Source organism: Rhodoferax sp. RT4P68 (genome assembly GCF_056521305.1).
On sequence record NZ_JBWMBB010000014.1, the window covers coordinates 168,172 to 194,852 of the forward strand.

Consider the following 26,681-nt stretch of genomic DNA (forward strand, 5'->3'; position numbering starts at 1 on the left):
TGCATGTGGCGCAATGAGGAGCACAACCATGGACCTGACATTGGCTGAGAAACCCACCGTTCTGGTGGTGGATGACACAGCCGACAACCTCACGCTCATGGCCGCGCTGCTGCGCGACAGCTGTCGCGTCAAGGTGGTCAACCACGGCGCCAAGGCGCTGGCGACCGCCGCCAATGCGGCGCCGGACCTGATCCTGCTGGACATCATGATGCCCGAGGTCGATGGCTATGAAGTCTGCCGACGCCTGAAGGCCGACCCGGCACTCGCCCACATCCCGGTGATCTTCCTGACAGCCATGTCGGACGAGCATTCCGAGGAAAAGGGTTTCGAGCTGGGCGCGGTCGACTACATCACCAAGCCGATCAGCCCGCCCATCATGCTAGCCCGGGTGCACAACCACATCGCGCTGAGCACCCGCACGCGCATGCTGCGATCGCTGTCGGACAAGCTGTCGCGTTACCTGTCGCCGCAGATCTACAAGTCGATCTTCGAGGGCGCGCAGGATGTCTCGATCTCGGCCGTGCGCAAGAAGCTGACGATTTTCTTCTCCGACATCAAGGACTTCACGCGCAACGCCGAGCGCATGCAACCGGAAGACCTCACCTACTTCCTGAACAACTACTTCTCCGAGATGTCGAAGATCGCGCTCGAATACGGCGCCACCATCGACAAGTTTATCGGCGACGCCATCGTGATCTTTTTCGGCGACCCGGAGACTCGCGGCGTCGAGGAGGACGCGCGCCAGTGTGTGCGCATGGCTGTCGCCATGCAGCGCCGCATGCGCGAGCTGCAGGCCGTCTGGCGCGACAAGGGCTACCGCCAGCCGTTCCAGGTGCGCATCGGCATCAATACCGGCTTTTGCCACGTCGGCAATTTCGGCAGCGAACAGCGCATGGACTACACCATCATCGGCAGCGAGGTCAACATCGCGGCCCGTCTGGAGCAAAACGGCAGCCCCGACGGGGTGGTCATGTCCTACGAAACGTATGCGCTGGTGAAGGACGAGTTCCAGGCCGAGGAGCGCGAGCCGCTGGCCGCCAAGGGCGTCTCGCGCGACGTGCGGTGCTTCGCGCTGCAGGGCATCCATCCGGACGAAGCCGAACAGCGCCCCGGCCTGCGCCACAACTATGCCGGGCTGCAGCTCACGCTGGAGCCGGCCCGGCTGACCGAAGAGACGCGGGCGCGCGCCCTGCAGGATTTGCAGGCCGCACTGGACGCGCTGCGGAGCGCGCCGTCCTGACAAAGCAGCCCGTCAGGCCTTGGGCAGTGTGACCCCGACCTGGCCCTGGTACTTGCCGCCGCGGTCTTTGTAGCTGACCTCGCACACCTCGTCGCTCTCGAAGAACAGCACCTGCGCGCACCCCTCGCCGGCGTAGATCTTGGCCGGCAGAGGCGTGGTGTTGGAGAACTCCAGCGTCACATAGCCTTCCCACTCGGGCTCGAACGGCGTCACGTTGACGATGATGCCGCAGCGCGCATAGGTGCTCTTGCCCAGGCAGATGGTCAGCACATTGCGCGGGATGCGGAAGTACTCCATCGTGCGCGCCAGCGCGAAACTGTTGGGCGGGATGATGCAGCTGTCGCCGTGGAAATCCACGAAGCTCTTCTCGTCGAAGTTCTTCGGGTCGACCACCGTGCTGTGGATGTTCGTGAAGACCTTGAATTCGGGCGCGCAGCGGATGTCGTAGCCGTAGCTGCTGGTGCCGTAGCTGATGATCTTGTGGCCGTCCTGCTGGCGCACCTGGGCCGGCGCGAACGGCTCGATCATGCCGTGCTGCTCGGCCATGCGCCGGATCCACTTGTCGCTCTTGATCGTCATGTTGAAGCTCTCTCCCTTGGGAAGCGGCGATTGTAGGAAGGCGCACTGCGCCTTGCGCCCTGCGTTCAGCTACTTCGGCAGCCCACCGGCCACGCCCTCGGCCAGCCAGTTCATGGCCAGAATCTGCGGATCGGTCAGCACCTGGCCGGCCGCGATCACCTCGCGGCCCGTGTTGTCGCGCACCGCCGCGCCAGCACGGAAGGGGTGCAGGCGCCCCGCCGCGATGTCGGCCTGGCGCGCCATCACCTCCTGCTGCACCAGCTTGGGCACGCGGCTGCCGAAATCGCCGACACGCACCATGCCCTCACGGATACCGCCCCAGACCGAACCGCTCTTCCAGCTGCCGTCCACCACGGCGCGCGCGCGTTGGGTGTAGTAGTTGCCCCACTCGTGCTTGACGGCCAGCACCTGGGCATCGGGGCCGGTCTTGCGCATGTCTGAGTGGTAGGCGATGGCCAGCCGGCCACGCTCCTGCGCGGCCGTCATGACGGCGCCTGATCCCGTATGGAACGCCATCACGTCCGCGTCCTGGTTCATCAGCGTCATGGCCGCATCGCGCTCGCGCGGCGGGTCGAACCAGGCCTGCAACCAGATCAGCTTGACACCGGCCTTCGGCGCCACGGAGCGCAAGCCCAGCGTGAACGCATTGATGCCCTGCAGCACCTCAGGCACCGGGAAGCCCGCCACGTAGCCCGCGACGCCGCTGCGCGTCATGCGCCCCGCCGCAATGCCCGCCAGGTAGCGGCCTTCGTAGTAGCGCGCGTTGGCCGTGGCCACGTTGGGCGCGGTCTTGTAGCCGGTGATGGATTCGAAGCGCACGTCCGGAAAGTCGCGCGCCACCTTCAACGTCGGCTCCATGTAGCCGAAGCTGGGCGTGAAGATCAAGCCGCAGCCCTGCTGCGCCAGCTCGCGGATCACACGCTCGGCGTCGGCGCCCTCGGCCACGTTCTCCACGTAGCGGGTCTGCACCTGCTCGCCCAGCGCGGCCTGCACTGCCTTGCGGCCCTCTTCGTGCTGGCGCACCCAGCCGGCATCCGTCAGCGGGGCCACGTAGACGAAGCCGATCCTCAAGGGGTCGGCCGCCGCCGCCATGCCGGGCAGCCAGCAGGCCGCCACGGTGGCCAGCAGATGCCGGCGCGACAGCGCGGGCGGCGCGGATGCAGAGGGGGTGGTTGCCGTGCAGCGGTCGGCAGAAATGAAAGCGCGGCCAAGGCCGCTGCTGCGTATTTTAGAAGTGACGCTCTTCATGATGGTGTCCACCAGGGACAAGGAAAGGGACATTGATTGTCCCTCAACCCGCCATGCGCGGCTTTGCGGGCGCAGCACGCTGGCAGCCCGTCAGCCGATTGGCCGCAGCAGCTCGGCCACGTCGTCCTCGGTGAACAGCGGCGTCTCGCGCGACGCCGCCCCATGAAGCAGCCCCTGCGCCAGCGCCGCCTTGCGCGCCTGCAGCCCCAGGATGCGCTCTTCGATGGTGCCCTCGGCCACCAGCTTGTAGACCATCACCTGGCGCGTCTGGCCGATGCGGTGCGCGCGGGCCGTGGCCTGCTCTTCCACGGCCGGGTTCCACCACGGGTCGTAGTGGATGACGGTGTCGGCCTCGGGCAGGTTCAGCCCGGTGCCGCCGGCTTTCAAACTGATCAGAAACAGCGGTACGGCGCCGCTGGTGAAGCGCTGGATGACCTCGTCGCGCTTTTGCGTCTGGCCGGTCAGCGTGACGAACGCGATCTTGCGCTCACGCAAAGCCTCCTCGATCAACGCCAGCATGCCGGTGAACTGCGAGAACAACAGCACGCGGCGGCCTTCGTCCAGCAGCTCGGGCAGCATCTCCATCAGCAGCTCCAGCTTGGCCGAGCCGGCGCTCATGGCCGCCTGCGGCGCGGCCTTGACCAGACGCGGGTCGCAGCTGACCTGGCGCAGCTTGAGCAATGCGTCCAGCACCTGGATCTGCGAGCACGCCAGCCCCCGGCCCTCCAATGCTTCGCGCACCGCTTTCTCGGTGGTCAGGCGGATGGTCTCGTACAAGTCGGCCTGCGGGCCTTGCAGCGTGACCGGCGTGATGCTCTCCATCTTGTCGGGCAGCTCGGTCGCCACGGCCGACTTGGTCCGGTGCAGCATGAAGGGCGTGACGCGGCGGCGCAACTGCACCAATTGCTGCGTGTCGCCCTGCTTTTCGATGGGGATGCGGAACACCTCGCGAAACCGCGCCTGGCTCCCCAGGAAGCCAGGCATCAGGAAGTGGAACAGGCTCCACAGCTCGCCCAGGTGGTTTTCCATCGGCGTGCCGGTCAGGCACAGGCGCTGGCGCGCGTCCAGCGCTGCCACCACCTGGGCGGCCTGCGTGCTGGCGTTCTTGATGTGCTGGGCCTCGTCCAGCACCACCAGGTGCCAGCGCTGCTGCTGCCACAGCGCGCGGTCGCGCTGCAGCAGCGAATAGGGGGCGATGACGAGGTCGGCGTCGCTGAAATCCTGCCCGTGCCGGTCACCGCCATGCCACACGCGCGTGCGCAGCGCAGGGGCGAAGCGCTCGGCCTCACGTCGCCAGGTGCCCAGCACGCTGACCGGCGCCAGCACCAGGCTGGGGCGGTCGGCCACACCGTCCTCATGGTCGCGCAGCAGGTGGGCCAGTGTCTGCAGCGTCTTGCCCAGGCCCATGTCGTCGGCCAGCAGGCCGCCCAGGCCCGAGCGGCGTAGAAACTGCAGCCAGTTCAGCCCGTGCTGCTGGTAGGGCCGCAACTGCGCTTGCAGGCCGGCTGGCGGTACGACCGCAGGCAGTTCACCGCTGCCCAACTGGCGCAACATGGCGCGCAGGCCGTCGGCGCCCTGCCAGACGGCGCCCTCGCCCAGCAGCACGCCGGCGCGCAGGGCCTCCAGCCGCGACAGGCGCAAGGCCTCGGCCTCCAGGTCGCGCGCCGGTCGCTCGCCCACCAGTTCGAGCAGGGCCTGCAGCCAGGGGCGCAGCGGCGCGGACGGCAATCGCAGCCAGCGGCCATCGGGCAGCTCGCGCCAGAGCCAGGCCGGCAGCTGCGGCCCCTCGGGCGTCTGCTCCACCTGGGCCAGCAGGCCGGGCAACCAGGGCAGCACGTTGTGGCGCTGGCCTTCGATCTCGATGCCCAGCGAGAGGTCGAACCAGGCGGCCTGCGCGTCGGTGCGCAGCGCGTCTCCCAGCGCGTCGTCGTTGCCCGGCGGCGCAGCGACGGCAACATCCAGCGTGTCGGCCTGCTGCACGAAGCCGGCCAGGTCGCCATCGGTCTCGACCACGAACCCGGCATCGCGCAGCGGCGCCCAGTCTGCCAACGCCCATTCCAGCCACGCCATGCCGGTCGGCGCGTGAAAGCGCGCCAGCGCATCGCCCGCAAGGCCCAGGCCGCGCAGGCGCGCTTCAGCGGCGCGCTCTGCCGCCGGGTCGCGGCGCAGCAACACGCGGCGCTGTTGGTGCGCCACCAGCAGATGGACCTGGTCGCCGCTCCAGTGGCCGCGCAGACCCGCGTAATCGAAGGCCAGCGTGGCGCGCAACAGCCCCAGCTGCCCGCGCTCGGCGGCCGGCACCCGCGTCAAACGCAGGCAGGCCACCGGCGCGCTGTCGGGCCAACGCTCGGGCGGCGTGACCACGGGCGGCAACGGCAGGCCGGCCAAGCGCTCCAGCAGCCGGCTCTGCGATTCGCCGAAGGCCGACTGCGGCAACGGCGGCGCACTGAGCAACAGGTGCAGTTGCGTGGCATCCAGCCCTGCGTGCTCCAACGGGCCGCAGGTGTGGGCTTCTCGGTCCAGGTACAGCGGCGGCTGGCTGCCGAACACGCGCACCTCGGGCGCCGGCTGATCGGCTGCCTGCGTGCCAGGCGCGGCCGCGCCCGCGCGCAGCATCCAAAGGCTTTCGGTCTCGCGCACCTGCGTCACCTCGTGCCATTGCCACACCAGGCGGCGCGCGGCGCCCCACGCCAGCGGCTGGAAGTCGATGTCGCCCTCGGCATCGACTGCGAACAGCCGCCCGGTGCGTGCGGCCGCTTGCAGCGCGAGCGAGCCGATCGTGCCATCGACCACGCCGACACGCCCTTCCCCGTAGCTGGTCTGCTGCGTGCGCAGCGACTGGATCAGGTGCACGCACTCGCGGTCGTCGTTGGGCTCGGTGGCGGCCAGCACCGGCACGCGGTAGTGCGCGTCGTAGGCCGGTGGCTTGGGCTTGGCCCAGCCGCCGCGCTTGAGCAGGCGCGAGACCTTCCAGCCCAGTTGCAGGCGCGCCGGCTCGTGCCGGCCGAACCGGTTGCGCGGCACCTCGGAGAGCAGGTAGAGCGGCATGTCCGGGTTGGCAGCCACCGCAGCATGCACCGCCCGATCGGCGTCGAAGAGATCGAGCCACTGGCGCATCTCCTCGTGCCCATGCGAAGGCGCCGGTGCCGGTGGCGGTGGCGTTGGTCGGGGCGCCGCCGCAGTCTCAACCACCGGCGGCGTGGCGCCGCCCTCGCCCGCAACCGCAGCCGCAGCTGCAGATGAACGCCGCGCCGCGCCCGCCGCATAGGCCGCCTTCAGCGCCAGTGCCACCGCATGCTTGCAGTTGCTGCCGACCGGGCAGGAGCAGGTGGCCTCGAAGCCCACCACCTGACCGTTCTCGGCGACCTCCAGCGTCAGGCTGGTGTCGTAGGGTTCGCGTTCGCTGCCGCGAACGACGCCGTCGACCTGCCACACATAGGCGCTGGCGGGCAGCAGTGCGTGTTCCAGGACGCCCTGGTTCAGGTAGACCTGCAGGCCGCGCGTGTAGGTCGCCGGCGGCAGGTGCGAGGCGATGGAATGGGGGTCGATCAGCAGTGCCACGGCACACCGCGCCCGCGTCAGAACGTGGCGAAGTGCGCTTGCAGCCGGTCGCGCCAGGCCTGCCGTTCGGCCGCCGGTGCAAAGCTGGCGGCAAAACTGTTGTCGGCCAGTTGCCAGGCCTGGCGCGCCGCGAGGCCGGTGGCCGCGAAGGTCTGCACAAAGTTCTCGTTCACGTAGCCGCCGAAGTAGGCCGGGTCGTCGCTGTTGACCGTGGCCACCAGCCCCGCTTCCAGCAGCGCGCCCAGGTTGTGCTGCGCCAGATCGGGGAACACGCAGAGCTTCAGGTTGGACAGCGGGCACACCGTCAGCGCAATGCGGTCGGCCGCCAGCCGGCGCATCAACGCTGCATCCTTGGTGGACTGCACGCCGTGGTCCACGCGCTCGACCTTCAGCAGGTCCAGCGCCGTCCACACATAGGCCGGTGGCCCCTCCTCGCCCGCGTGCGCGACCAGATGAAAGCCCAGCGCGCGGCAACGCGCGAACACGCGGGCGAACTTCTCCGGCGGGTGGCCGACTTCGCTGGAATCCAGGCCCACGCCGATGAATTTGTCGCGCATCGGCAGCGCCTGCTCCAGCGTCTCGAACGCATCCTCTTCGCTGAGGTGGCGCAAGAAGCACAGGATCAACGCCGCGCTGACGCCAAGCTGAGCCTGCGCATCGACACAAGCCCGGTGCAGGCCGTTGACCACGGTGGCCATCGCCACGCCGCGCGCCGTGTGCGTCTGTGGGTCGAAGAACATCTCGGTGCGCAGCACGTTGTCGGCGGCGGCGCGCTGCAGATAGGCCCACGCCATGTCATAGAAATCCTGCTCGTGCAGCAGCACGCTGGCGCCTGCGTAGTAGATGTCCAGAAAGCTCTGCAGATTGCTGAACGCATAGGCGCGGCGCAGCTCCTCCACGCTGGCATAGGGGATCTGCACGCCATTGCGCTGCGCGAGCGCGAAGATCAGCTCGGGCTCCAGCGAGCCTTCGATGTGCATGTGCAACTCGGCCTTGGGCATGCTGCGCAGCAGCGCGGGCAGGCGGTCGGCGGCGATTCGGGAGCAGTCGGGTGCGTGCGGTGTCATGGGCGCAACTCTACTCAATGTGCGGGGCGGCCGGCGGGCCCGCGCCCGGCTCCGCTTGCCCCACGTCAAGCGCCCCGTATAGGAGCGCGGTCACGGTGTCTGCAACGTCGCAGTGCATGCCGGAGCGCAGGCAACAACTGTACGCATGCACATCAAAATGCGGCCAACCGCGCTAGGCAATGTGAACTGTGTAAGTGAGCGTCCACTAGCAATAACACGTTCCGCTACGCTGCACGGCGCGCTTTTTGGCGCAGGGAGCGGCTCTCAAAGAAATCCGGTGGTCCGTGACCCCTGCCGCAGTCATCACTTTTGGTCACAGAGTTGTTGCTAAACCTGCATACACACTTGGGCACCTCAACTTGACGTCACGGTGAACGCTATTTCTCCTCGCATTTCAACCCTCTCCCTGACCGGTGCAACGGTCGCCTCTCTCCTCATGCTTTCTGTTGGCCTTCCGGCCACCGCCGCCACTTTGGCGGTCGGCCCGGGCAAAACCTATACCACCCCCTGCCAGGCGCTGACCCGTGCGATGGCTGGCGACACGGTGGAAATCGCAGGCGGCACCACCTACACAGGTGATGTCTGCGCCTTTTTTGCCAACAACCTGACCATTCGCGGCGTCAACGGTCGCCCCAAGATCGATGCCGCCGGCAAGAACGCCAACGGCAAAGGAATCTGGGTCGTCGGCGGCACCGGCACCACCATCGACAACGTCGAAATGTTCGGCGCCAAGGTTCCCGATAGAAATGGCGCCGCCCTGCGTCTGGACGGCAAGCACCTGACGCTGCGCAACAGCCATCTGCACCACAACGAGAACGGCCTGCTGACCAACAACGATGGTGTCTCCGACATCGTCATCGACAACACCGAATTCGGCTTCAACGGGTATGGCGACGGGTACTCGCACAACCTCTACGTCGGCAAGGTCAAGAGCCTGGTCTTTCGTGGCAACTTCTCGCACGACGCCAACGTGGGCCACAACCTGAAGTCGCGCGCCAACACCAACACCATCGCCTACAGCCGGTTCTCCAGCAGCACTGGCAAGCCGAGCTACGAGATCGATCTGCCGAACGCCGGCACCACGACCATCATCGGCAACGTGATTCAACAGCCGGCAGACAACGAGAACCCGGGTGTGGTGAGCTTCGGTATGGAAGGTGCCTCCAACACGGGCAAGGACTTGTACGTCGTCAACAACACCTTCATCAACGACCGCAGCTCGGGCGGCACCTTCCTGTTGATCGGCTCCGGCGTCACGGTTCCCGTTGTGGCACGGAACAATCTGTTCGTCGGCACCGGAACGCTTTCGACACAGGGCAGCACCGTTGATCACAACAACCTGAAGGTCGCGTACTACGCCTTCGTGGACCGTGCCAATTTCGACCTGCGCCCTGCGGCTCGCACCCAGGCCGCCGATACCGGTACGGCCCCCGGCGCGTCTTCGTCGGGCACGTCGTTGACGCCAGCCATGGAATACCTGCCGGTCGCACGGTCACGGACGCGCGCGGCGGGCGGCAAGATCGACATCGGTGCCTACGAAAGCACGTCGGCGGCGGTCACGACAGGCGGCAGCGCGGTACCCGCACCCATCACCCCCCCGGTCGATGGCACATGGTCTCAGTGCGCTCAGGAAAGCGGCGTCTGCGCCGTGGACGGCGTGCGCACCATCCGCTACGGGGCCAACGGGAAGTACGTCTACAAGACGGTGGCGAGCCAGGTCACGTGCAACAACGCGACATTCGGCGATCCGATTCCCGGCGTCGTCAAAACCTGTACTGTCGAGGCTGACACGCCGGTGGCCCAAACCTGGAGTTTCTGTGCTGCGGAAGCCAGCCGCTGCAACGTGACGGGTACCCGCCAAGTGCGCTACGGCGCCAACGGCAGGTACGTTGTCAAGACTGTTACCGGCCAAGTGAGCTGCAACAACGCGTCGTTCGGCGACCCGATCGCAGGGGTCGTCAAATCCTGCGAAATCGCCTCCAGCTGAGGCCCACGCGCGCGGCCCATCAGGGGCATACAACGCAACGGCCGCCAGAAGGCGGCCGTTCTGGGGTCAGCGGTCAGCGCTGGCGCTGGCTCACTTGTCGCCCGGCACCTTGCCTTCCACGCCCTTGACGTAGAACTTCACGCCCGAGAGGAACTGGTCATCGGCCACGGCGCCGGCGGCCAGCACTTCCTTGCCGGCGCTGTCGACGATGGGGCCTTTCCAGATCGAAAAAGTGCCGTCCTTCAGGCCGGCCTTGATGGTCTCGACCTTGGCCTTGATGTCGGCGGGCACGTCGTCGGCGACCGACACCATGTCGATCGCGCCCTCCTTCACGCCCCACCACTGCGCGCCGGTGGACCAGGTGCCTTCCAGCGCGTCCTTGGTGGCCTTGATGTAGTACGGCGCCCAGTTGATGATGGCCGAGCCCAGGTGCGCCTGCGGGCCATAGGCCGTCATGTCCGAATCCCAGCCGAACGCGCGTTTGCCGCGCTCCTGCGCGGTCTTCAGCACGGCGGCCGAGTCGGTGTTCTGCATCAGCACGTCGGCGCCGCCGTTGATCAACGCCGTGGCGGCCTCGGTCTCCTTGGGCGGGTTGAACCATTCGTTGACCCAGACCACCTTGGTCGTGATCTTCGGATTGACCGACTGCGCGCCCATCGTGAAGCTGTTGATGTTGCGCACGACTTCGGGGATCGGGATCGACGCCACCACGCCCAGCGTGTTGGTCTTGGTCATGGCGCCGGCAATCACGCCGGCCATGTAGGCACCCTCGTACGTGCGGCTGTCGTAGGTGCGCATGTTCTCGCCGGTCTTGTAGCCGGTGGCGTGCTCGAACTTCACGTCCTTGTGGTCGGCCGATACCTTCAGCATCGGCTCCATGTAGCCGAAGGTGGTGCCGAAGATCAGCTTGTTGCCCTGGCCTGCCAGGTCACGGAACACGCGCTCGGCGTCGGCCGACTCGGGCACCTTCTCGACGAAGCTGGTGACGATCTTGTCGCCGAATTCCTTCTCGATGGCCTTGCGCCCGTTGTCGTGCGCAAACGTCCAGCCGCCGTCGCCCACCGGGCCCACGTAGGCGAACGCGATCTTCAGCGGATCGGCCTTGGGCGCAGCAGCGGGGGCGGCGGCGGGTGCTGCCGCCACGGGCGCGGGCTCCTCCTTCTTGCCGCAGCCGACCAGCGCGGCGGCGGCCACCGCGCTCAGCGCGGCCACTCTGAGGATGGAACGTTTGGACAGGTCGGTCATGAAATCTCCTGGGGGTTGCAACGAAAAAACCGGCAGATTATGAGCCGGGGTAAAACGGCTTGCCGATGGAATTGGGCATGTTCGCGCGGATCCACGCGGGGTTGCGCGAGATGATCGCCAGCACCACCACGGGTGCCAGGTACTGCAGCATCGAGAGGAACTGGCTGGGCACCTGCACGCCCTGGCTCTGCAGGAAAAAGCCCAGCTGCCCCACGCCGCCGAACAGGTAAGCGCCCAGCAGCACGCGCGCCGGCCGCCAGGTGGCGAACGTCGTCAGCGCCAGCGCGATCCAGCCGTTGCCGGCCACCATGCCCTCGACCCACAGCGGCGTGTAGACCACCGACAGGTACGCCCCCGCCAGCCCGCACAGCGCGCCACCGGCCAGCACCGCCATGAAGCGGATGCGCCGCACCGGGTAGCCCAGCGCATGCGCCGACTCGGGCGACTCGCCCACCGAGCGCAGCACCAGCCCGCTGCGCGTGCGCATGAGGAACCAGACCAGCGCGCCGGTGAACAGCACCGTCAGATAGACCACCGGGTGGTGGCGGAACAGCGCCGGCCCCACCCACGGAATGTCGGCCAGCAGCGGGATGGCAAAGCGCGGCGCGGTGGCAATCTTCTCCTGCACGTACGAGACGCCGACGAAGGCCGAGAAGCCGGTGCCGAACAGGGAGAGTGCCAGCCCGGTCGCGTACTGGTTGGTGTTGAACCAGATCACCAGCACGCCGAACGCCGCGGCCAGCGCCGCACCGGCCGCCATACCGGCCGCGAAGCCGACCCAGCTGTTGCCGCTGTGCACCACGGCCGCAAAGCCGGCGATGGCGGCGCACAGCATCATGCCCTCGGCCCCCAGATTGATGATGCCGGCCTTCTCGTTGATGAGCAGGCCCAGGGCGGCGATCGCCAGCACGGTGCCGGCATTCAGCGTGGCGGCCAGCAGCAGCGCGTAGGCTTCCATCAGCGTGCCCCTGCCGTGGCCGGCCGCGTGCCGCCGGTAAAGCGCACGCGGTAGGCGATCAGCGTGTCGCAGGCCAAAAGCGTGAACAGCAGCAGGCCCTGGAACACGCCGGTCAGCGACTTGGGCAGGCCCATGCGCGACTGCGCCAGCTCGCCACCGATGTAGAACATGCTCATGAGAATCGCCGAGAAGACCATGCCGATGGGATGCAGCCGCCCGACAAAGGCGACGATGATGGCCGCAAAGCCGTAGCCGGCCGGCACATAGGGCGTGAGCTGGCCGATGGGGCCGGCCACCTCCAGCGCACCGGCCAGGCCGGCGGCGCCGCCGGAAGTCAGCAACGCGATCCACAGCGCGCGGCGCGACGAGAAGCCTGCATAGCGCGCCGCCGCCGGCGCCAGCCCGCCGACCTGCTGCGCAAAGCCGGCCCGCGTGCGGAACAGAAAGATCCACAGCACCCCGGCGCCCACCAGCGCGATGATCAGGCCGATGCTCACGCGCGAGCCCTTCATCAGCCGCGGGATCTGCGTCACGGCCTCGAAGGTCTTGCTCTGCGGAAAGTTGTAGCCGCCCGGGTCTTTCCACGGCCCCTGCACCAGGTAGCCCAGGAGCTGGATGGCCACATAGGCCAGCATCAGGCTGACCAAAATCTCGCTGGCGTTGAAGCGGTCGCGCAGCAGCGCCACGATGCTGGCCCACAGCATGCCGCCGAGGATGCCGGCCAACAGAATGGGTACGACGATCCACCCGCCCGTGCCCTTGCCCGCCAGCAGCGCCACGCCCCCGGCGCAGATGGCGCCGATCACGAACTGCCCCTCCGCGCCGATGTTCCACACGTTGGAGCGAAAGCACACCGCCAGCCCCAGCGCGACGATCAACAGCGGTGTCGCCTTCACCATCAGCTCGCCCAGCGCATAGGTGGTGCGCAGTGGTTCCCAGAAGAACACGCCCAGGCCGCGCACCGGGTCCTTGCCCAGCGCGATGAACAAAAGGGTGCCGATCAGCACCGTGATCGCCAGCGCCAGCAGAGGCGAGGCGTAGCCCCAGAAGGCAGAGGGCTGCGGCCGTGCCTCAAGCTTCAGCATGGGTCGCCTCCTGCGCGATGGCCTGCGTGCCGGCGCCGCTCCACAGGCCGGACATCCACTCGCCGATCTGCGGCACCGTGGCATCGGCCCGCGCCACCGAGGGCGAGAGCCGGCCCTTGGCGATCACATGCAGCCTGTCGCTGATTTCGAACAGCTCGTCCAGCTCCTCGCTGACCACCAGCACGGCGCAGCCGGCATCGCGCAGCGCCAGGATGGCGCCGCGGATCTGCGCCGCCGCGCCCACGTCGACGCCCCAGGTCGGCTGCGAGACGATGAGCAGCCTGGGGCCGGCGTCGATCTCACGCCCGACGATGAACTTCTGCAGGTTGCCGCCCGACAGCGACTTGGCCGCCGACTGCGGCCCGCCGGCCTTGACGTTGAAGCGCTCGATGATGGCCTGCGCCTGCCTGGTCAGCTTGCGCACGCCGATCCAGCCGCTCTTGCCGATGGCGTCGTTGCGCGTCAGCAAGAGGTTGTGCGCCAGGCTCAGCGTGGGCACGGCGCCGCGGCCCAGCCGCTCTTCCGGCACGAAATGCAGGCCCAGCTTGCGGCGCTGGCCGGGCCGCAAGCGTGCCGCCTCGCGCCCGAAGATGCGCACCATGCGCGGCGCGGCGCGGCAGTCCTCGCCCGACAACGCATACAGCAGTTCGCGCTGCCCGTTGCCCGAGACACCGGCGATGCCCACCACCTCGCCGGCCCGCACCGTGAGGTCGATGCCGTCCAGGTCCACGCCGAACTGGTCTTCGCGCGCCAGGCTGAGCCCCTGCACCTGCAGCACGGCATCACCGGCGTTGGACGCACGGTGCTGCAAGGCCGGCGGCTCGGCGCCGATCATCAGCCGGCTGAGCGAGGCGTTGCTCTCGTTCTGCGGATTGCAAACGCCCGTCACCTTGCCGCCGCGCAGCACCGTGCAGGCCGTGCACAGCTCGCGGATCTCGTGCAGCTTGTGGCTGATGTAGAGGATGCTGCAGCCCTCGGATGACAACTGCTTGAGCACGACGAACAGCTTGTCGACCGCCTGCGGTGTCAGCACCGAAGTGGGCTCGTCCAGGATCAGGAGCTTGGGGTTGGTCAGCAGCGCGCGGATGATCTCCACGCGCTGCATCTCGCCGACCGACAACGTGTGCACGGGCCGCGCCGGGTCGATGTCCAGCCCGTACTCGGCCGCCTTGGCGTGCACACGCTGCGTCACCTCGGCCAGCTTCAGGCTCTTGTCCAACCCCAGCCAGACGTTCTCGGCCACGGTCAGCGTGTCGAACAGGCTGAAGTGCTGGAACACCATGCTGATGCCCAGCGCCCTCGCCTCCTGCGGGTTGCGGATGTGCACCGGCTGGCCGTTGAAGTGCACCGTGCCCTGGTCCGGCTTGACGGAGCCGTAGATGATCTTCATCAGCGTGGACTTGCCGGCGCCGTTCTCGCCCAGCACCGCATGGGTCTCGCCGGGCAGCACGGTCAACGAAACATCGCTGTTGGCCACCACCGCCGGGTAGGCCTTGGTGATGTGGGCGAGTGCCAGTCTGGGTTCGGTCATGGATGAGAAGGCACCTGGTCGGGGACGTGGTCGGTCTGCGTGCATGACAGCAAGCTCGATGCCACCTTGCGCGGCTTGGACCGGCGCAGGCTGCACCAAAAGCGGGCAAGCGGCGCGATATTACGTGCCCGCTGGCTACCATGGCCCCTCCCCCCTGCCCATGGAAACCCCATGCACCTGCCCCCTGCAGACGCAAAAGTTCCCCGCCCGGCGCCGAACCCCACGGCCCTCACCGCGCCGCAGCGGCTGCGTGTCGACGGCGTTGACGTGGAATGCGACGGCCCGCCAGATGGCCCGCCCATCCTGTTGCTGCACGGCTGGCCCGACACACTGCGCCTGTGGGACGGCACCGTCGCCGCGTTGGCCGCACGGTACCGCTGCATCCGCTTCACGCTGCCGGGCTTCGACCTGGCACAGCCCTCGCGCGCGACCTCGGTCGCGCGCATGGTGCAGCTGATCGACACCGTGCTGGACGCCACCTGCCCGGGGCAGCGCGTGACGCTGCTAGCGCACGACTGGGGCTGCGCCTTCGGCTATGAGTACGCCGCGCGGCGGCCGGCGCGTGTGGCGCGGGTCGTCGGAGTGGATGTGGGGGACCACCAGAGTGCCGAGCTGCAGCGCGCACTCGGCCGCAAGGGCCGGCGCATGGTGTGGCAGTACCAGGTGTGGCTGGCGCTGGCTTACAAGACCGGGGGAACGCTGGGCGACCGCATGGCGCGCTGGATGGCGCCGCGGCTGCGCTGCCCGGTGCCGCCGGCGCAGGTCGGCGCGCAGATGGGCTACCCGTACGCCATGCGCTGGTTCGGCACGGCGGGTGGGTTTGCGGGCCTGGCCCCGGTAGCCGATTTGGCCTGCCCGATGCTGTTCGTCTATGGCGAGCGCAAGTACTTCATGTTCCATTCACCGCAGTGGCTGGAACAGTTGCAGGCCCGGCCCGGCAGCGCTGTGCAGGCACTGCCCACCGGGCACTGGGTGATGCTGAACCGGCAGGAGGCGTTCAACGCCTGCATGCTGGGGTGGCTGGACGCGACGGCCGCGTCCGCCTGACCCTCACACCGCCACGATGCGCCGGTTCCCCGCGCCCGGCAGCACCCGCAATGCCTGGTCCGTCACGGCCTGGTAGCTGCGGCTGGCAATGTTGTCCACGTAGGTCCAGTCCGCCCGACATTCGGCGGCGGTGGCCGTCAGCACCAGGTAGCCGCGCCGCTCGGTGTCGGTGTACTGCAGCGGGCCGATCAACTGTGTCAACGCCCCTGCCAGCACGGCCGGGTCGAGGTCGGACAGGTACGCCTCGAAGCCCGGTGAGCTGACCGACGGCGTGGCGAACTCCACGCCGACCGGTCGGCCCTGCGCGTCCAGCAGATCGCTGGCCCAGGCGTTGTGCGTGTCGCCGGCCAGCACCACGAGGTTCTTGTCCAGGTCGCGCGCCATCGCCAGCACGGCCTCGCGCGCGGCGGGGTAGCCGTCCCAGGCGTCCAGGTTGTACGGGATCGCCGGCGCCTGCAGCACGGCCAGCTCGGTGGCCGTCAGGGTCTGTGGCGCCGTCTGCGCCTTGACGCCGATGGCCTGGTATTCGGCCAGTGTCACGCTGCCCGGGCTGCTGGGCGCCAGGAGGCCCAGCAGGATGGGCGCGGGCATCAGCATGCGGCCCATCAGCACCTGCTGGCCAAGCACCTGCCAGCGGGCCGTGGAGGCCGTCATCTGTTGGCGCAGCCAGTCGGCCTGCGTGCTGCCCAGCAGCTGGCGCGCAGGCTGGCCAATGGCAGCGGCAAAACCCGTTGCGTCCAGACCCGTGGGCGTGAAGTACGGCGCGTACGAGATCTGCTCGTCGCGCCCGACCACGCGGGTGTCCAGCATGTGCAGCGCCAGCAGGCCGCCGAAGTCGAAGCTGCGGTAGATCTGCGCCAGATCGGCGCCGCTGCGGATCGGCATCCACTCGTGGTAGGCCTGCAGCGCAGCAGCCTTGCGCGCAGCGAAATCGCCTTCGCTGGCCTGGTGGTTTTCCGCGCCACTGCGCCAGGTGTCGTTGGTGATCTCGTGGTCATCCCACACGGCGATCATGGGCGCGGCGGCATGCAGGGCCTGCAGGTCGCGGTCGGTCCGGTACTGCCCATGGCGCTGGCGGTAGTCGGCCAGGCTCAGGACCTCGGTGGCGGGCAGCGACAGCCGGCCCAGCGCGGCCGCGTTCTCCGACGCGTAGCCACCACGCTCGTACTCGTACAGGTAGTCGCCCAGGTGCACGGTGGCATCCAGGTCGTTGCGCTTGGCGGCCTCGGCATAGACGTTGAAGAACCCGGCCGGGTAGTTGGCGCACGAGAACACTGCCAGTCGCACCTGCGCCACGCCTGCTGCGGGCAGTGTGCGCGTGCGGCCCACCGGCGACAGCTGGCCGTACGCGTTGAAGCGGTACCAATAGCCGCGCCCCGGCGCCAGCCCGGTTGCATCGACCTTGACCGTGTGGTCGCGGGCGGCCGAGGTACGCACCTCGCCACTGGCCACCAGCGTGGTGAATGCACTGTCGCTGGCCACCTCCCAACGCAGCGCGATCTCCTGCGTGGCGGTTGTGCTGACGCGCGTCCACAGCACCACGCGGTCTGCCAGCGGGTCGCCGCTGGCCACGCCGTGTGCGTAGTCCACCTGCGGATCGTCGTCGCCACCGCCGCAGCCGGCCAACGCCAGCCCGCCGAGCGCCGCAGCGCCCGCTGCCACCTGGCGCACGAAGCGGCGGCGGCCCGGCTGCGCGGGCGCGGCCTCGGCCAGCAAATTCACCATCGGGGGAACGTTTTTCATCGCAAGCGCCTCGGGTCAGAGCAAAAACCCGGCAGCTTGGCAGCGCAACATGACGCGCGCGTGAAAGCACAACGGCGCATCGATCCAGAACTGAACCGATGCGCCGTTGAAGCGGCTGTGCGCCAGATGGGCTGGCTGAGTGGCTGCTGTGCGCGCGTGCGCATCAAGCGCAGCGGCGAGCAGCGGGGCCGGCGAAAGCCGGCGGCCGGTATATCGCGGCCGACCGCCAGGCTGCGCTTAGCCCGTCTGCGTGTTGGAGATCACGATCTCCACGCGACGGTTGCGCTGACGGCCTTCGGCCGTGCCGTTGTTGGCCACAGGCGACGCCGGGCCGATGCCCTTGGTCATGATGCGGCCGCCGTCCACACCGCGGCTGACGAGCGCGCCGCGCACAGACTCTGCCCGCTGTTGCGACAGCGACATGTTCAGCGCATCCGAGCCGGTGGAATCGGTGTGGCCTTCGATCTGCAGCGTGCGCTCGGGGTTGTCGCGCATGAACGTGGCCAGGCGGTCCAGCGTGGCGAAGGCGCCAGTCTTCAACTGCGCACGGCCGGTGTCGAACAGCACGTCGCCCAGCGTCAGCACCATGCCGCGCTCGGTTTGCTTGGCCTGCAGCGCGGCCATTTCCGCCTGCAGCCTGGCGACACGCGCCTGCGCTGCCTGGGCCGCCGCGCCCTGTTGCTGGGCCTGGTTGCGGGCGGCTTCGGCCTGGGTGCGGGCGGCCTCTGCCTGGTTGCGGGCCATGTCGGCCTGCTGGCGCTCACGCTCGGCTTGCGCGCGGGCCTGATCGGCCTCGGCACCGCGCGCCGAGATCAGGATGCGGCTGCGCTCGGCGCCGGCCGTCGTCACGGCCTGCTCGGCACGGGCGATCTCGCCGGACTGCAGTGCCGTCGAGGCGCTCTGGCGTGCCAGGTACGCGTAGTGCTCCACGGTCGCCAGGTCTTCACCCGACTTCAACGCCGCATCGCCCTGGCGCAGCGCTTCCTGCGCGCGGCGCAGGTCCAGCGGGGCGGTGCGGGCGGTGTCGGCGTCGGTCGAGGCGCGGGTGTAGAGGCCACGCGCCTGCTCCAGCGCGGGGTTGGTCGCGGGCGAAGACGCACAGGCGGCCAGCAGCAGCGCGGCGAGCGGCGCCAGGACCAGGCCGCGGTTCAGGGTGAGGGTTGAGCGGATGTTCTTCATATCGGGTCTTTCAGTTCGGTTCGGTGACGGCGGCCGCTCAGCGGGGCGCGCGGTTCGTGGCTTCGTTCTTCAGCGCGGCGTTCGAGCGGTCCAGCTCGGTGGCGGCCTGGCGTGCACGTGCAGCACGCGCCATGCGCTCGGCCAGCATGCCGTCGGCGGCGGCCTGCTCGGCCAGGCGGCGGGCCTTGCCGAACTCTTCGGCGCGCACGGCCGCATCGGCCTGCACCAACTTGTCGCGTGCGGCCAGCAGTTCCACCGGTGCCAACTGGCCGGCTTGCGCGGCCTCGGCCTGGGTGATCGCGGCGCGCGCCGTGGTCATCGCGTCCACGGGCGGCGGGCCTTTGCTGGCGCAGGCGCCCAGGAACAGCGTGGCCGACAGAGCGAGAACGGCGGCAGTCGGGCGCAGCACGCGGCGTGCGGTGGAAGTGGTGGTGGTCATGTGATGTCCTTTCAAAACAAAGATGGTTGGCGGCGAAGACCGCGGAGGTCTCAGCTGCCCATGCCCAGTCGATGCGCCAGTTAGGCGGCGACCGGCATGCGGGGTGCAGATTGGCAGTGTTGCGACAGAGCACATAGAGCACGTGGGCATCGGCGAAGTCGAAATGCGCTGCCAGTGCTGCACACAGTACGTGGCGCCCGGCGGGCCGGCTGTGGGACGCGGACGCATCGCAGCGTGGGCGTACAGGGCACAACGTGGCGCCATTGTCGCTTGCAAAAATGAGCTTCAACGTACATTAAAGACAAACCAGGTTTTCAAAAATGACAACGTCCGACGAAGACCCCCTGGCCCGGCCCACCGATCCGCGTACCGCCCCCGGCCGCTTTCGACTGGGGTGGGGCGACTTCCAGGTGGTGCTGGCGGTGGCAGAAGCCGGCCAGCTCTCGCAAGCCGCCAAGGCGCTGGCCACCTCCCACGTCACGCTGCTGCGCAAGCTTGCCTCGATCGAGACGCGGCTGAAGACCCGGTTGTTCGACCGCACGCGCGGCCACTACACGCCGACCGGCGCCGGCGAAGAGCTGGTGCGGGCGGCGCAGGCCATGGCGCCGCTGGCCCAGCAGGCCGAGATGCGCGTGCTCGGGCAGGACCTGAAGCCCAGCGGCCATGTGCGCATCACGGCGGCCAGCGTGCTGGTGAGCTACCTGATGCCGCAGGTGGTGCGCCAGTTCGCCGCTGCGTATCCAGAGGTGACGCTGGAGCTGCTGGCCACGCGCAACCACCTGAGCCTGTCGCGCCGCGAGGCCGACGTGGCACTGCGCGTGAGCGATACCGTGCCCGACTGGCTGATCGGCCGCCAGCTGGCGCTGCTTGATTTCCGTGTCTACGGACTGAAGCAGCCGGGCCTGCGCCAGCCGATTCGCCCGCTCGCAGCGCTGCTGCCGCACAAGCGCTGGATCGCCTTCGAAAGCGACGCGCGCGACCTCAAGTTCGACCGTTGGATCGATACCACGGTACCCGCCTCCTCCATCGTGCTGCGGGTGGACGGCTTCCCGCACGCGCTGGCCATGCTGCGCGCTGGCCTGGGCATTGCCCTGCTGCCCGCGTTCCTGCAGCACACCTGCCCCGAACTGCAGCCCTTGACCGAGCCCATCGCCGCGCTGCGCACCCCGCTGTGGCTCATCACGCACAAGGAGCTGCGCGACGCCATGCGCATCAAGGTCGTGATGCAGGCCATCGGGCCGGCCGTCGTTCAAGCTCTGCGCGGATCAGACGCTTGATTAGGAACAGTTGATGCACGAGCCACAAACACGGAAGATCGACCGCCGCCCCACCACCCACCCCATGCCCAGCACCCACATCGCCCACCCTGCCCCCGCCCAGCCCGCTGCCGCCAGCACCCCGACCGTGCGCGAGGCCGTGCTCGACCTGCTGCGCAGCTTGCGCATGACCACCATCTTCGGCAACCCGGGATCGACCGAGCTGCCGCTGTTTCTCGATTTCCCGGCCGACTTTCGCTACGTGCTGGGCCTGCAGGAGTCGGTGGTCGTCGGCATGGCCGACGGCTTCGCCCAGGCCACGCGCAACGCCGCATTCGTGAACCTGCACTCGGCCGCCGGCGTGGGCCATGCCATGGGCAACATCTTCACGGCGCACAAGAACCGCACGCCGATGGTCATCACCGCCGGCCAGCAGGCACGCTCGATCCTGCCGTTCGAGCCCTTCCTGTTCTCGGCCCAGGCCACCGAACTGCCCAAGCCCTACGTCAAATGGAGCTGCGAGCCGGCCCGTGCCGAAGACGTGCCGCTGGCCATCGCCCGCGCCTACTACATGGCGATGCAGGAGCCCCGTGGCCCGGTGCTGGTGTCGATCCCGGCGGACGACTGGGCGCGGCCCTGCCAGCCGGTGGCCCCGCGCACCGTCAGCACCATGGCGCGGCCGGAGCCGGCGCTGCTCGAGCGCATCGGCCAGCAGCTGGACGCCAGCCGCCGGCCGGCCCTGGTGGTGGGCGCCGCCGTCGACCGTGCCGGCGCCTGGGACGCCGTGGTCGCGCTGGCCGAGCGCTACCAGGCCCGCGTCTGGGTCGCGCCCATGTCGGGGCGCGCCGGGTTTCCGGAAGACCACGCGCTGTTCGCCGGCTTCCTGCCCGCCATGCGCGAGCGCATCGTCGAGCTGCTGGGCGGCCATGACCAGGTGTTGGCCGTGGGCGCGCCGGTGTTCACCTACCACGTCGAGGGCGAAGGCCCGCACCTGCCGGCCGGCGCGCAGCTGGCGCAGCTGATCGACGACCCTGCGATTGCCGCGTGGAGCCCGGTCGGCCTGGCCGTGGTCGCCAACATCCACCTGGCGGTGCTGGACCTGCTGGCCCGGCCGGTGGCCGGTGCGCCCCGCAACGCGCCGCAGCGCCGCCCTGCCCCCGCCGTGCCGGCCGCGCCCGCCGCCGGCGAGCGCATGTCGGCCGCCTACGTGCTGCACGTGCTGAACCAGGTGCGCCGGCCCGGCGACATCGTGGTCGAAGAGGCGCCCAGCGCCCGCCCCGTCATGCAGCAGCACCTGCCGATGCGCACGAGCGGCAGCTTCTACACCATGTGCAGCGGCGGCCTGGGCTACAGCCTGCCGGCCGCCGTCGGCGTGGCGCTGGCGCGGCCGGGTGAGAAGGTAATCGCGCTGATCGGCGACGGCTCCAGCATGTACAGCATCCAGGCGCTGTGGAGCGCGGCCCAGCTGCGCCTGCCGATCACCTTTCTGATCCTGAACAACCGCAGCTACGCGGCGCTGAACATGTTCGCGCCGGCCTTCGGCTTCACGCCCGGCGCCGAGCTGCCCGGCACGGCGCTGCCGGGGCTGGACTTCGTCGGCCTGGCGCAGGCGCAGGGCTGCGCCGGCCTGCGCGCCACCGACCCGGCCAGCCTGCAGGCGCTGCTGCCCCAAGCGCTGGCGGCCACCGGCCCCACGCTGCTGGACATCGAGATCGCCTGACAAGCCGTGACCCATCGAACAACACCGGAGACACCCCGCATGCCATTGCCCCAACCGCTGCAACGACGCACCCTCCTGGCGGCCCTGGCCGCCGCCGCCTTGGCCAACACCGCGCAGGCGCAAGCCCAGGCCTGGCCGTCCCGGCCGATTCGCCTGGTCGTCAACTTCCCGCCCGGCGGCGCGGCCGACCAGATCGCGCGCGCCGTCGGCGTGCCGCTGGCGCAGGCGTTGGGCCAACCGGTCGTGGTGGAAAACCGGGGCGGCGCCAACGGCAACATCGGTGGCGAGGCCGTCGCCAAGGCTGCGCCGGACGGCCACACCCTTCTGATGAGCTCAGGCGGCATGGTCTCGGTCAACCCGCATCTGTACGCGCGCATGGCCTTCGACCCGGCGCGCGACCTGGTGCCGGTGGCCGCCGCAGCGCGCGTACTGGTCTACCTGCTGGTGCGGCCGGACTTTCCGGCGCAGAACGCCGCCGAGTTCATTGCCCACCTGAAGGCCCGCCCAGGCAAGCTCAGCTATGGCTCGCCCGGCAACGGCAGCTCGCCGCACCTGGCAGGCGAGATGATGAAGGCCCAGGCCGGCGTGTTCGCCGTGCACGTGCCCTACCGCGGCGCCGCGCCGGCACTGCAGGACTTGCTGGCCGGGCAGATCGATTTCTTCTTCGACCCCGGCATCGGCCTGAACCAGGTGCGCGCCGGCAAGCTCAAGCTGCTGGCCGTGGGCAGCCCCACGCGCTCGGCCGCGTTTCCCGAGGTGCCGACGCTGGCCGAAGCCGGGTTGGCCGGCTTCGACGCCGACACCGTGTTCGGCTTCTACGCGCCGGCCGGCACGCCAGCCGAGGTGGTGGCCCGGCTGAACCGCGAGATCAACACCATCTTGCGCACGCCGGCCCTGGCCGAACGCATGACCAGCCTGGGTGGCCAGGCGTTGGCGCTCACGCCCGAGCAGTTCCACCAGCGCGCCGTGGACGATTCGACGCGCTTCGGCGCGCTGATCCGCACGCGGGGCATTCGCGCGGATTGATGTCGCGTGGCCACGATGGGCTGGCTCGTGCAAAGCACGCTGGCGCTGGCGCTGTTGGCGCTGCTCGCGCTGGCCGGGCTCGTATGGCGGGGCCTGCGCGAGCGTGACGCGCTGCGCAGCCAGGTGCTGTCCCTCGAGGCCGACCTGGCGCGGCGCAGTGCGGCGCTGGACGAGAGCGAGGCGCTGCGCAAGACGCTGACCGACTCGAGCGCTGCCGGCCTGATCCTGACCGATCCGCAAGGTCAGATCCTGGATGTCAACGAACGCTGGCTGGCATTGCATGGCTACACGCGCGAGGAAACGCGCTCGCTGAGCGCGCTCGCGCTGTACGCAGAAGGCGCGCAGCGGCGCGCCCAGTTTCTGCACGCTCTGGAGCGCGATGGCCAGGTGCGTGGGCGCGAGGTGCGGCTCATGCGCAAGAACGGCTCAGCCTACTGGGGCCTGCTCGATGCGACACCGATCACCGTGGGCGGCCAGACGCTGATCGCCACCTGGGTGCTGGACATCACCGAGCGCAAGCAGGCCGAGAAGGCGCTGCGCGACAGCGAAGCCTTCAACCGCATGCTGTTCCGCGACTCCACGATTGCCATGGCGGTGTACGACCTGCAGGCCCACCGCTTCGTGGACGCCAACGACGCTGCCGCGCGGCTCTACGGGCTGGCCAATCGCGCCGCACTGGTGGGCAAGACGGTGTGGGACGTGTCGCCCCTGCCGACTGCGGGCGGCACGACGCTGGAGGCGCTGGCCGCCTGCCAGCAGGCCAATGCAGACGACGAGCACCACGCGCGCCAGATCGTCTGGCCGCACCGCCGCCCAGACGGCCAGGAATGGATCGCCGACACCCGGGTCGTGCGCTTTCGCTTCCAGGGCCGCACGCTGCTGCAGTTCACGCTGCTGGACGTGACCAGCGCGCGCGCCGCGCAGCAGTCGGTGGAGGACATGACCACATTCCTGCAGCGCAGCATCGACCACATCCCCAACGCCGTGTTCTACAAGGGCCCGGACGCGCGGCTGCTGGGCTGCAACCAGGCCTTCGAGCAGATGTTCGGCTTTCGCCTGCAAGACCTGGTCGGCAAGCGCGTGGACGAGCTCGACCAGCTGCCGGCCCCGCTGCGCGAGCAGCTGCAGCGCGAGGACGACACCGTGCTGGCCACGGCCGCCACGCTGCAACGCGAGGCGCGGTGGACCTTTGCCGACGGCAAGACGCACCGCACGCTGTATTCGGTCAACGGGTTTCGCCGGCCCGACGGCAGCCCGGGCGGCATCGTCGGCACGGTGGTCGACATGGAGCCGCTGAAGGCCGCCGAGGATTCCCTGCGCGTGGCCCACGCCGCACAGATGGCCGTCTTCGAGACCGCCAGCGTCGGCATCTGCATCCTGCACCAGGGCATCGTGCTGCGCTGCAACCGCGAGCTCGAACGCATTTTCGGCTATGAGCCGGGCGAGCTGGTGCAGCAGCGCACGCGCGTGTGGTACCCCAGCGACGCCGCCTACGAGAGCGGCCGCGCGCTGGCCAACGCAAGCATTGGCAGCGGCCAGCGCCATGACCAGTGGGTGCGCCGCAAGAACGGCGAGATGTTCTGGTGCCGCATGCGCGCGCAGTTCATCGACCCAAACTCCACACACGGCAGCGTCTGGGTCATGGAGGACGTGACCGAGGAGAACGCCGCCGCCGAAGCCCTGCGCGAGGCCAAGCGCCTGGCGGACGAAGCGGTGGCCACCAAGTCCCGGTTTCTGGCCAATGTGAGCCACGAAATCCGCACGCCGATGAACGCCATCATCGGCCTGTCGCACCTGGCGCTGAAGACCGATCTGACCGCGCGCCAGCGCGACTACGTCAGCAAGGTGCACGGCGCCGGCACCGCGCTGCTGCGCGTGGTCAACGACATCCTGGATTTCTCGCGCATCGAGGCCGGCCGCATGGAGATCGAGGCCAGCCCCTTCCGGCTGGACGATCTGCTGCAGGGCGTGGCCCACGCGCTGGCCGACAAGGCCGCGGACAAGGGCCTCGCGCTGCAGATGCAGGCCGACCCGGGGCTGCCCCCGGTGCTGCTGGGCGATGCGCGGCGGTTGGACCAGATCCTCAGCAACTTGGTCGGCAACGCCATCAAGTTCACCGCCCAGGGCCAGGTGCAGGTGAGCGCGACGCAGCTCTCGCGCACGGACGAAGGGCTGGTGCTGCGGGTGGAAGTGCGCGATTCCGGCATCGGCATGAGCCAGGCGCAGTGCGCTGAACTGTTCGAGCCGTTTTCGCAGGCCGATGGCACGGCCACGCGCAAGTACGGCGGCACCGGGCTGGGGCTGACCATCTGCAAGCGCCTGGTGCAGGCCATGGGCGGGCAGATCGAGGTGCACTCCACCCCTGGCGCGGGCAGCGTGTTCGCCTTCACGGTGCAACTGGGCTGGCGCGACGCGCAGCAGGCATCCCGCGCCGGATTGCATGTACCGCAGCGGCCGGCCCCCGCGCCCGCTGCGGATGCCGTTTCAGCGCCTGCGGCAGCGGCGCCGGCGCTGGCAGACGCGGCGCTGGCCCAGGTGGCGGGGCTGGATGCCGCGACCGGCCTGTCGCGCGTGGCAGGCAACCACGCGCTGTACCGCCAACTGCTGCAGCAGTTCGTGGAGCGCCAGAGCGATGCGCCGGCCCGCGTGGCGCAGGCGCTGGCCGCCGGGGAGCCGGCGGCGGCCCAGCGTGCGGCCCATACCGTGCGCGCCGTGGCCGGCAACCTGGGCCTGGGCCCGCTGCAACAGGCCGCTGCCGCGCTGGAGCAGGCACTGGCGCATGGCGAACCCCACGCCGACGCATTGCGCGCTTTCGAAACGCAGCTGCGCGAGGCCCTGCAGTCGCTTGGCGCGGCGCTGCGCGAGGGCGAAGCCAGGGCCAGCGCGGCGGCGGCTGCGGCAGCGACTGCAGCGGAGGCCGCTGCCCAGGCCCAGGCCGGTGCCGGCACCGACACGACCGATCTGACACTGGCCACCGAGCACGCCGCGACGCTGACCCGGCTGCTCACTGCCGACGACGCCGAAGCCGCCGACTTCTTCGCCGCGCAGCGCGACACCTTGCGCCCGCTGCTGGGCACGCCGGCCCTGGCCGCGCTCGAGCGCGCGCTGGCCGATTTCGACTTCGACGCCGCACTCCAGCACCTGCATGCCGCGACGCAGTCGCGCAGCGCGGCGCCGTAGCGCAGACGCCTTCGCCCTGGCGCTGGCGCTGGCACGCCGATGCCGCGCCGATGCCACACCGGTGACGCGCGGGGGGACGCGGCGGGGGACGCGCAAAGCACGCGCGCGCACACCCGTTGGCACAATGCCGCGCATGTCCACGCCCCGCACCACCGTCCACACCATCCGCGTCGAATTTGGCGACTGCGACCCCGCCGGCATCGTCTGGTTTCCCAACTTCTTCCGCTGGCTGGACGCCGCCGGGCACCACTTCTTCACCCAGTGCGGCGTGCCCGCCTGGCATGTGCTGGAGAAGCAGACGGGCATCCTCGGCACGCCCATCGTCGACACGCACGTGCGCTTCCTCAAGACCGCCAGTTACGGCGACATGCTGCAGATCGCCACCACCGTCACCGAGTGGCGGCGCAGCAGCTTCGTGCTGCGCCACCGCGTGCTGCGCGCCCAGGCCGATGCGGCGCTGGAACCCGACGTGATCCTGGAGTGCGACGAGATCCGCATCTTCGCCAGCCGGCGGCAAGACGCGCCGGGCATCCGCGCGGTGCCGATTCCGCAGGACATCCGGGCCATGTGCGAAGGCTGACCCCGCGCGG

19 protein-coding genes are annotated in these 26,681 nt (G+C 69.3%); 8 read left to right on the forward strand and 11 right to left on the reverse strand.

The window, feature by feature from the left end; all coding sequences use genetic code 11:
- The first annotated feature begins 28 nt into the window (after window positions 1-28).
- A complete protein-coding gene (locus AC099J_RS25845; protein ID WP_479618160.1) occupies window positions 29-1,240 on the forward strand; it encodes an adenylate/guanylate cyclase domain-containing protein in 1,212 nt (403 codons plus the stop codon).
- A 12-nt stretch (window positions 1,241-1,252) separates the two neighbouring features.
- On the opposite strand, the gene dcd is transcribed toward AC099J_RS25845, so the two are convergent.
- From dcd to AC099J_RS25865, 4 genes are all read right to left on the reverse strand, one after another.
- Window positions 1,253-1,819 (reverse strand): dCTP deaminase, encoded by a 567-nt coding sequence (gene dcd / locus AC099J_RS25850; protein ID WP_479618161.1) that lies wholly within the window; start codon window positions 1,817-1,819, stop codon window positions 1,253-1,255.
- Between the two features lie 69 nt (window positions 1,820-1,888).
- Complete coding sequence (locus AC099J_RS25855) at window positions 1,889-2,911, reverse strand: BMP family ABC transporter substrate-binding protein (protein ID WP_479618207.1); 1,023 nt, start codon at window positions 2,909-2,911, stop codon at window positions 1,889-1,891.
- Window positions 2,912-3,157: 246 nt separating this feature from the next.
- Window positions 3,158-6,628 (reverse strand): SNF2-related protein, encoded by a 3,471-nt coding sequence (locus AC099J_RS25860; protein WP_479618162.1) that lies wholly within the window; start codon window positions 6,626-6,628, stop codon window positions 3,158-3,160.
- Between the two features lie 17 nt (window positions 6,629-6,645).
- Entirely contained in the window at window positions 6,646-7,695 is a 1,050-nt protein-coding gene (locus tag AC099J_RS25865) for an adenosine deaminase (RefSeq protein ID WP_479618163.1), read from the reverse strand.
- Between the two features lie 370 nt (window positions 7,696-8,065).
- Between AC099J_RS25865 and AC099J_RS25870 the strand changes: the two genes are divergently transcribed.
- Entirely contained in the window at window positions 8,066-9,682 is a 1,617-nt protein-coding gene (locus tag AC099J_RS25870; RefSeq protein WP_479618164.1) for a right-handed parallel beta-helix repeat-containing protein, read from the forward strand.
- 90 nt (window positions 9,683-9,772) lie between these two features.
- Here the strand turns inward: AC099J_RS25870 and AC099J_RS25875 are convergent, their stop codons facing one another.
- From AC099J_RS25875 to AC099J_RS25890, 4 genes are read right to left on the reverse strand one after another with little or no spacing between them, the layout of a single operon-like run.
- The gene (locus tag AC099J_RS25875; protein WP_479618165.1) at window positions 9,773-10,927 is read right to left on the reverse strand and encodes a BMP family ABC transporter substrate-binding protein; all 1,155 of its coding nucleotides are present in this window, start codon (window positions 10,925-10,927) and stop codon (window positions 9,773-9,775) included.
- A 37-nt stretch (window positions 10,928-10,964) separates the two neighbouring features.
- Window positions 10,965-11,885 carry an ABC transporter permease gene (locus AC099J_RS25880; protein ID WP_479618166.1) on the reverse strand — a complete coding sequence of 307 codons (921 nt, stop codon included), beginning with the start codon at window positions 11,883-11,885 and terminating at the stop codon, window positions 10,965-10,967.
- Window positions 11,885-12,970 (reverse strand): ABC transporter permease, encoded by a 1,086-nt coding sequence (locus AC099J_RS25885; RefSeq protein WP_479618167.1) that lies wholly within the window; start codon window positions 12,968-12,970, stop codon window positions 11,885-11,887. The genes AC099J_RS25880 and AC099J_RS25885 overlap by 1 nt, the downstream gene beginning before the upstream one ends.
- Window positions 12,957-14,501, reverse strand: a complete 1,545-nt coding sequence (locus tag AC099J_RS25890; protein WP_479618168.1) for an ABC transporter ATP-binding protein — start codon at window positions 14,499-14,501, stop codon at window positions 12,957-12,959. The genes AC099J_RS25885 and AC099J_RS25890 overlap by 14 nt, the downstream gene beginning before the upstream one ends.
- A 171-nt stretch (window positions 14,502-14,672) precedes the next feature.
- Between AC099J_RS25890 and AC099J_RS25895 the strand changes: the two genes are divergently transcribed.
- Window positions 14,673-15,548: an alpha/beta fold hydrolase gene (locus AC099J_RS25895; protein ID WP_479618169.1), complete on the forward strand. Its 876-nt coding sequence runs from the start codon at window positions 14,673-14,675 to the stop codon at window positions 15,546-15,548.
- 3 nt (window positions 15,549-15,551) lie between these two features.
- Here AC099J_RS25895 and AC099J_RS25900 read toward each other — a convergent pair whose 3' ends face one another.
- The 3 genes from AC099J_RS25900 to AC099J_RS25910 all read right to left on the reverse strand — a co-directional run bounded on the left by AC099J_RS25900 (window position 15,552) and on the right by AC099J_RS25910 (window position 18,909).
- Window positions 15,552-17,291 carry an alkaline phosphatase D family protein gene (locus AC099J_RS25900; RefSeq protein ID WP_479618170.1) on the reverse strand — a complete coding sequence of 580 codons (1,740 nt, stop codon included), beginning with the start codon at window positions 17,289-17,291 and terminating at the stop codon, window positions 15,552-15,554.
- Between the two features lie 237 nt (window positions 17,292-17,528).
- Window positions 17,529-18,470 carry an OmpA family protein gene (locus tag AC099J_RS25905; protein WP_479618171.1) on the reverse strand — a complete coding sequence of 314 codons (942 nt, stop codon included), beginning with the start codon at window positions 18,468-18,470 and terminating at the stop codon, window positions 17,529-17,531.
- 37 nt (window positions 18,471-18,507) lie between these two features.
- On the reverse strand, window positions 18,508-18,909 hold the full coding sequence (locus AC099J_RS25910; protein ID WP_479618172.1) for a DUF4398 domain-containing protein: 402 nt from the start codon (window positions 18,907-18,909) through the stop codon (window positions 18,508-18,510).
- 320 nt (window positions 18,910-19,229) lie between these two features.
- Here AC099J_RS25910 and AC099J_RS25915 point away from each other — a divergent pair, with 320 nt between their 5' ends.
- The 5 genes from AC099J_RS25915 to AC099J_RS25935 all read left to right on the forward strand — a co-directional run bounded on the left by AC099J_RS25915 (window position 19,230) and on the right by AC099J_RS25935 (window position 26,671).
- Window positions 19,230-20,186 carry a LysR family transcriptional regulator gene (locus AC099J_RS25915; protein ID WP_479618173.1) on the forward strand — a complete coding sequence of 319 codons (957 nt, stop codon included), beginning with the start codon at window positions 19,230-19,232 and terminating at the stop codon, window positions 20,184-20,186.
- 64 nt (window positions 20,187-20,250) lie between these two features.
- A complete protein-coding gene (mdlC, locus tag AC099J_RS25920) occupies window positions 20,251-21,885 on the forward strand; it encodes a benzoylformate decarboxylase (RefSeq protein WP_479618174.1) in 1,635 nt (544 codons plus the stop codon).
- 39 nt (window positions 21,886-21,924) lie between these two features.
- The gene (locus AC099J_RS25925) at window positions 21,925-22,911 is read left to right on the forward strand and encodes a Bug family tripartite tricarboxylate transporter substrate binding protein (RefSeq protein WP_479618175.1); all 987 of its coding nucleotides are present in this window, start codon (window positions 21,925-21,927) and stop codon (window positions 22,909-22,911) included.
- A gap of 15 nt (window positions 22,912-22,926) precedes the next feature.
- Window positions 22,927-26,091 (forward strand): PAS domain-containing protein, encoded by a 3,165-nt coding sequence (locus tag AC099J_RS25930; protein WP_479618208.1) that lies wholly within the window; start codon window positions 22,927-22,929, stop codon window positions 26,089-26,091.
- 133 nt (window positions 26,092-26,224) lie between these two features.
- Complete coding sequence (locus AC099J_RS25935) at window positions 26,225-26,671, forward strand: acyl-CoA thioesterase (RefSeq protein ID WP_479618176.1); 447 nt, start codon at window positions 26,225-26,227, stop codon at window positions 26,669-26,671.
- Window positions 26,672-26,681 lie beyond the last annotated feature (10 nt).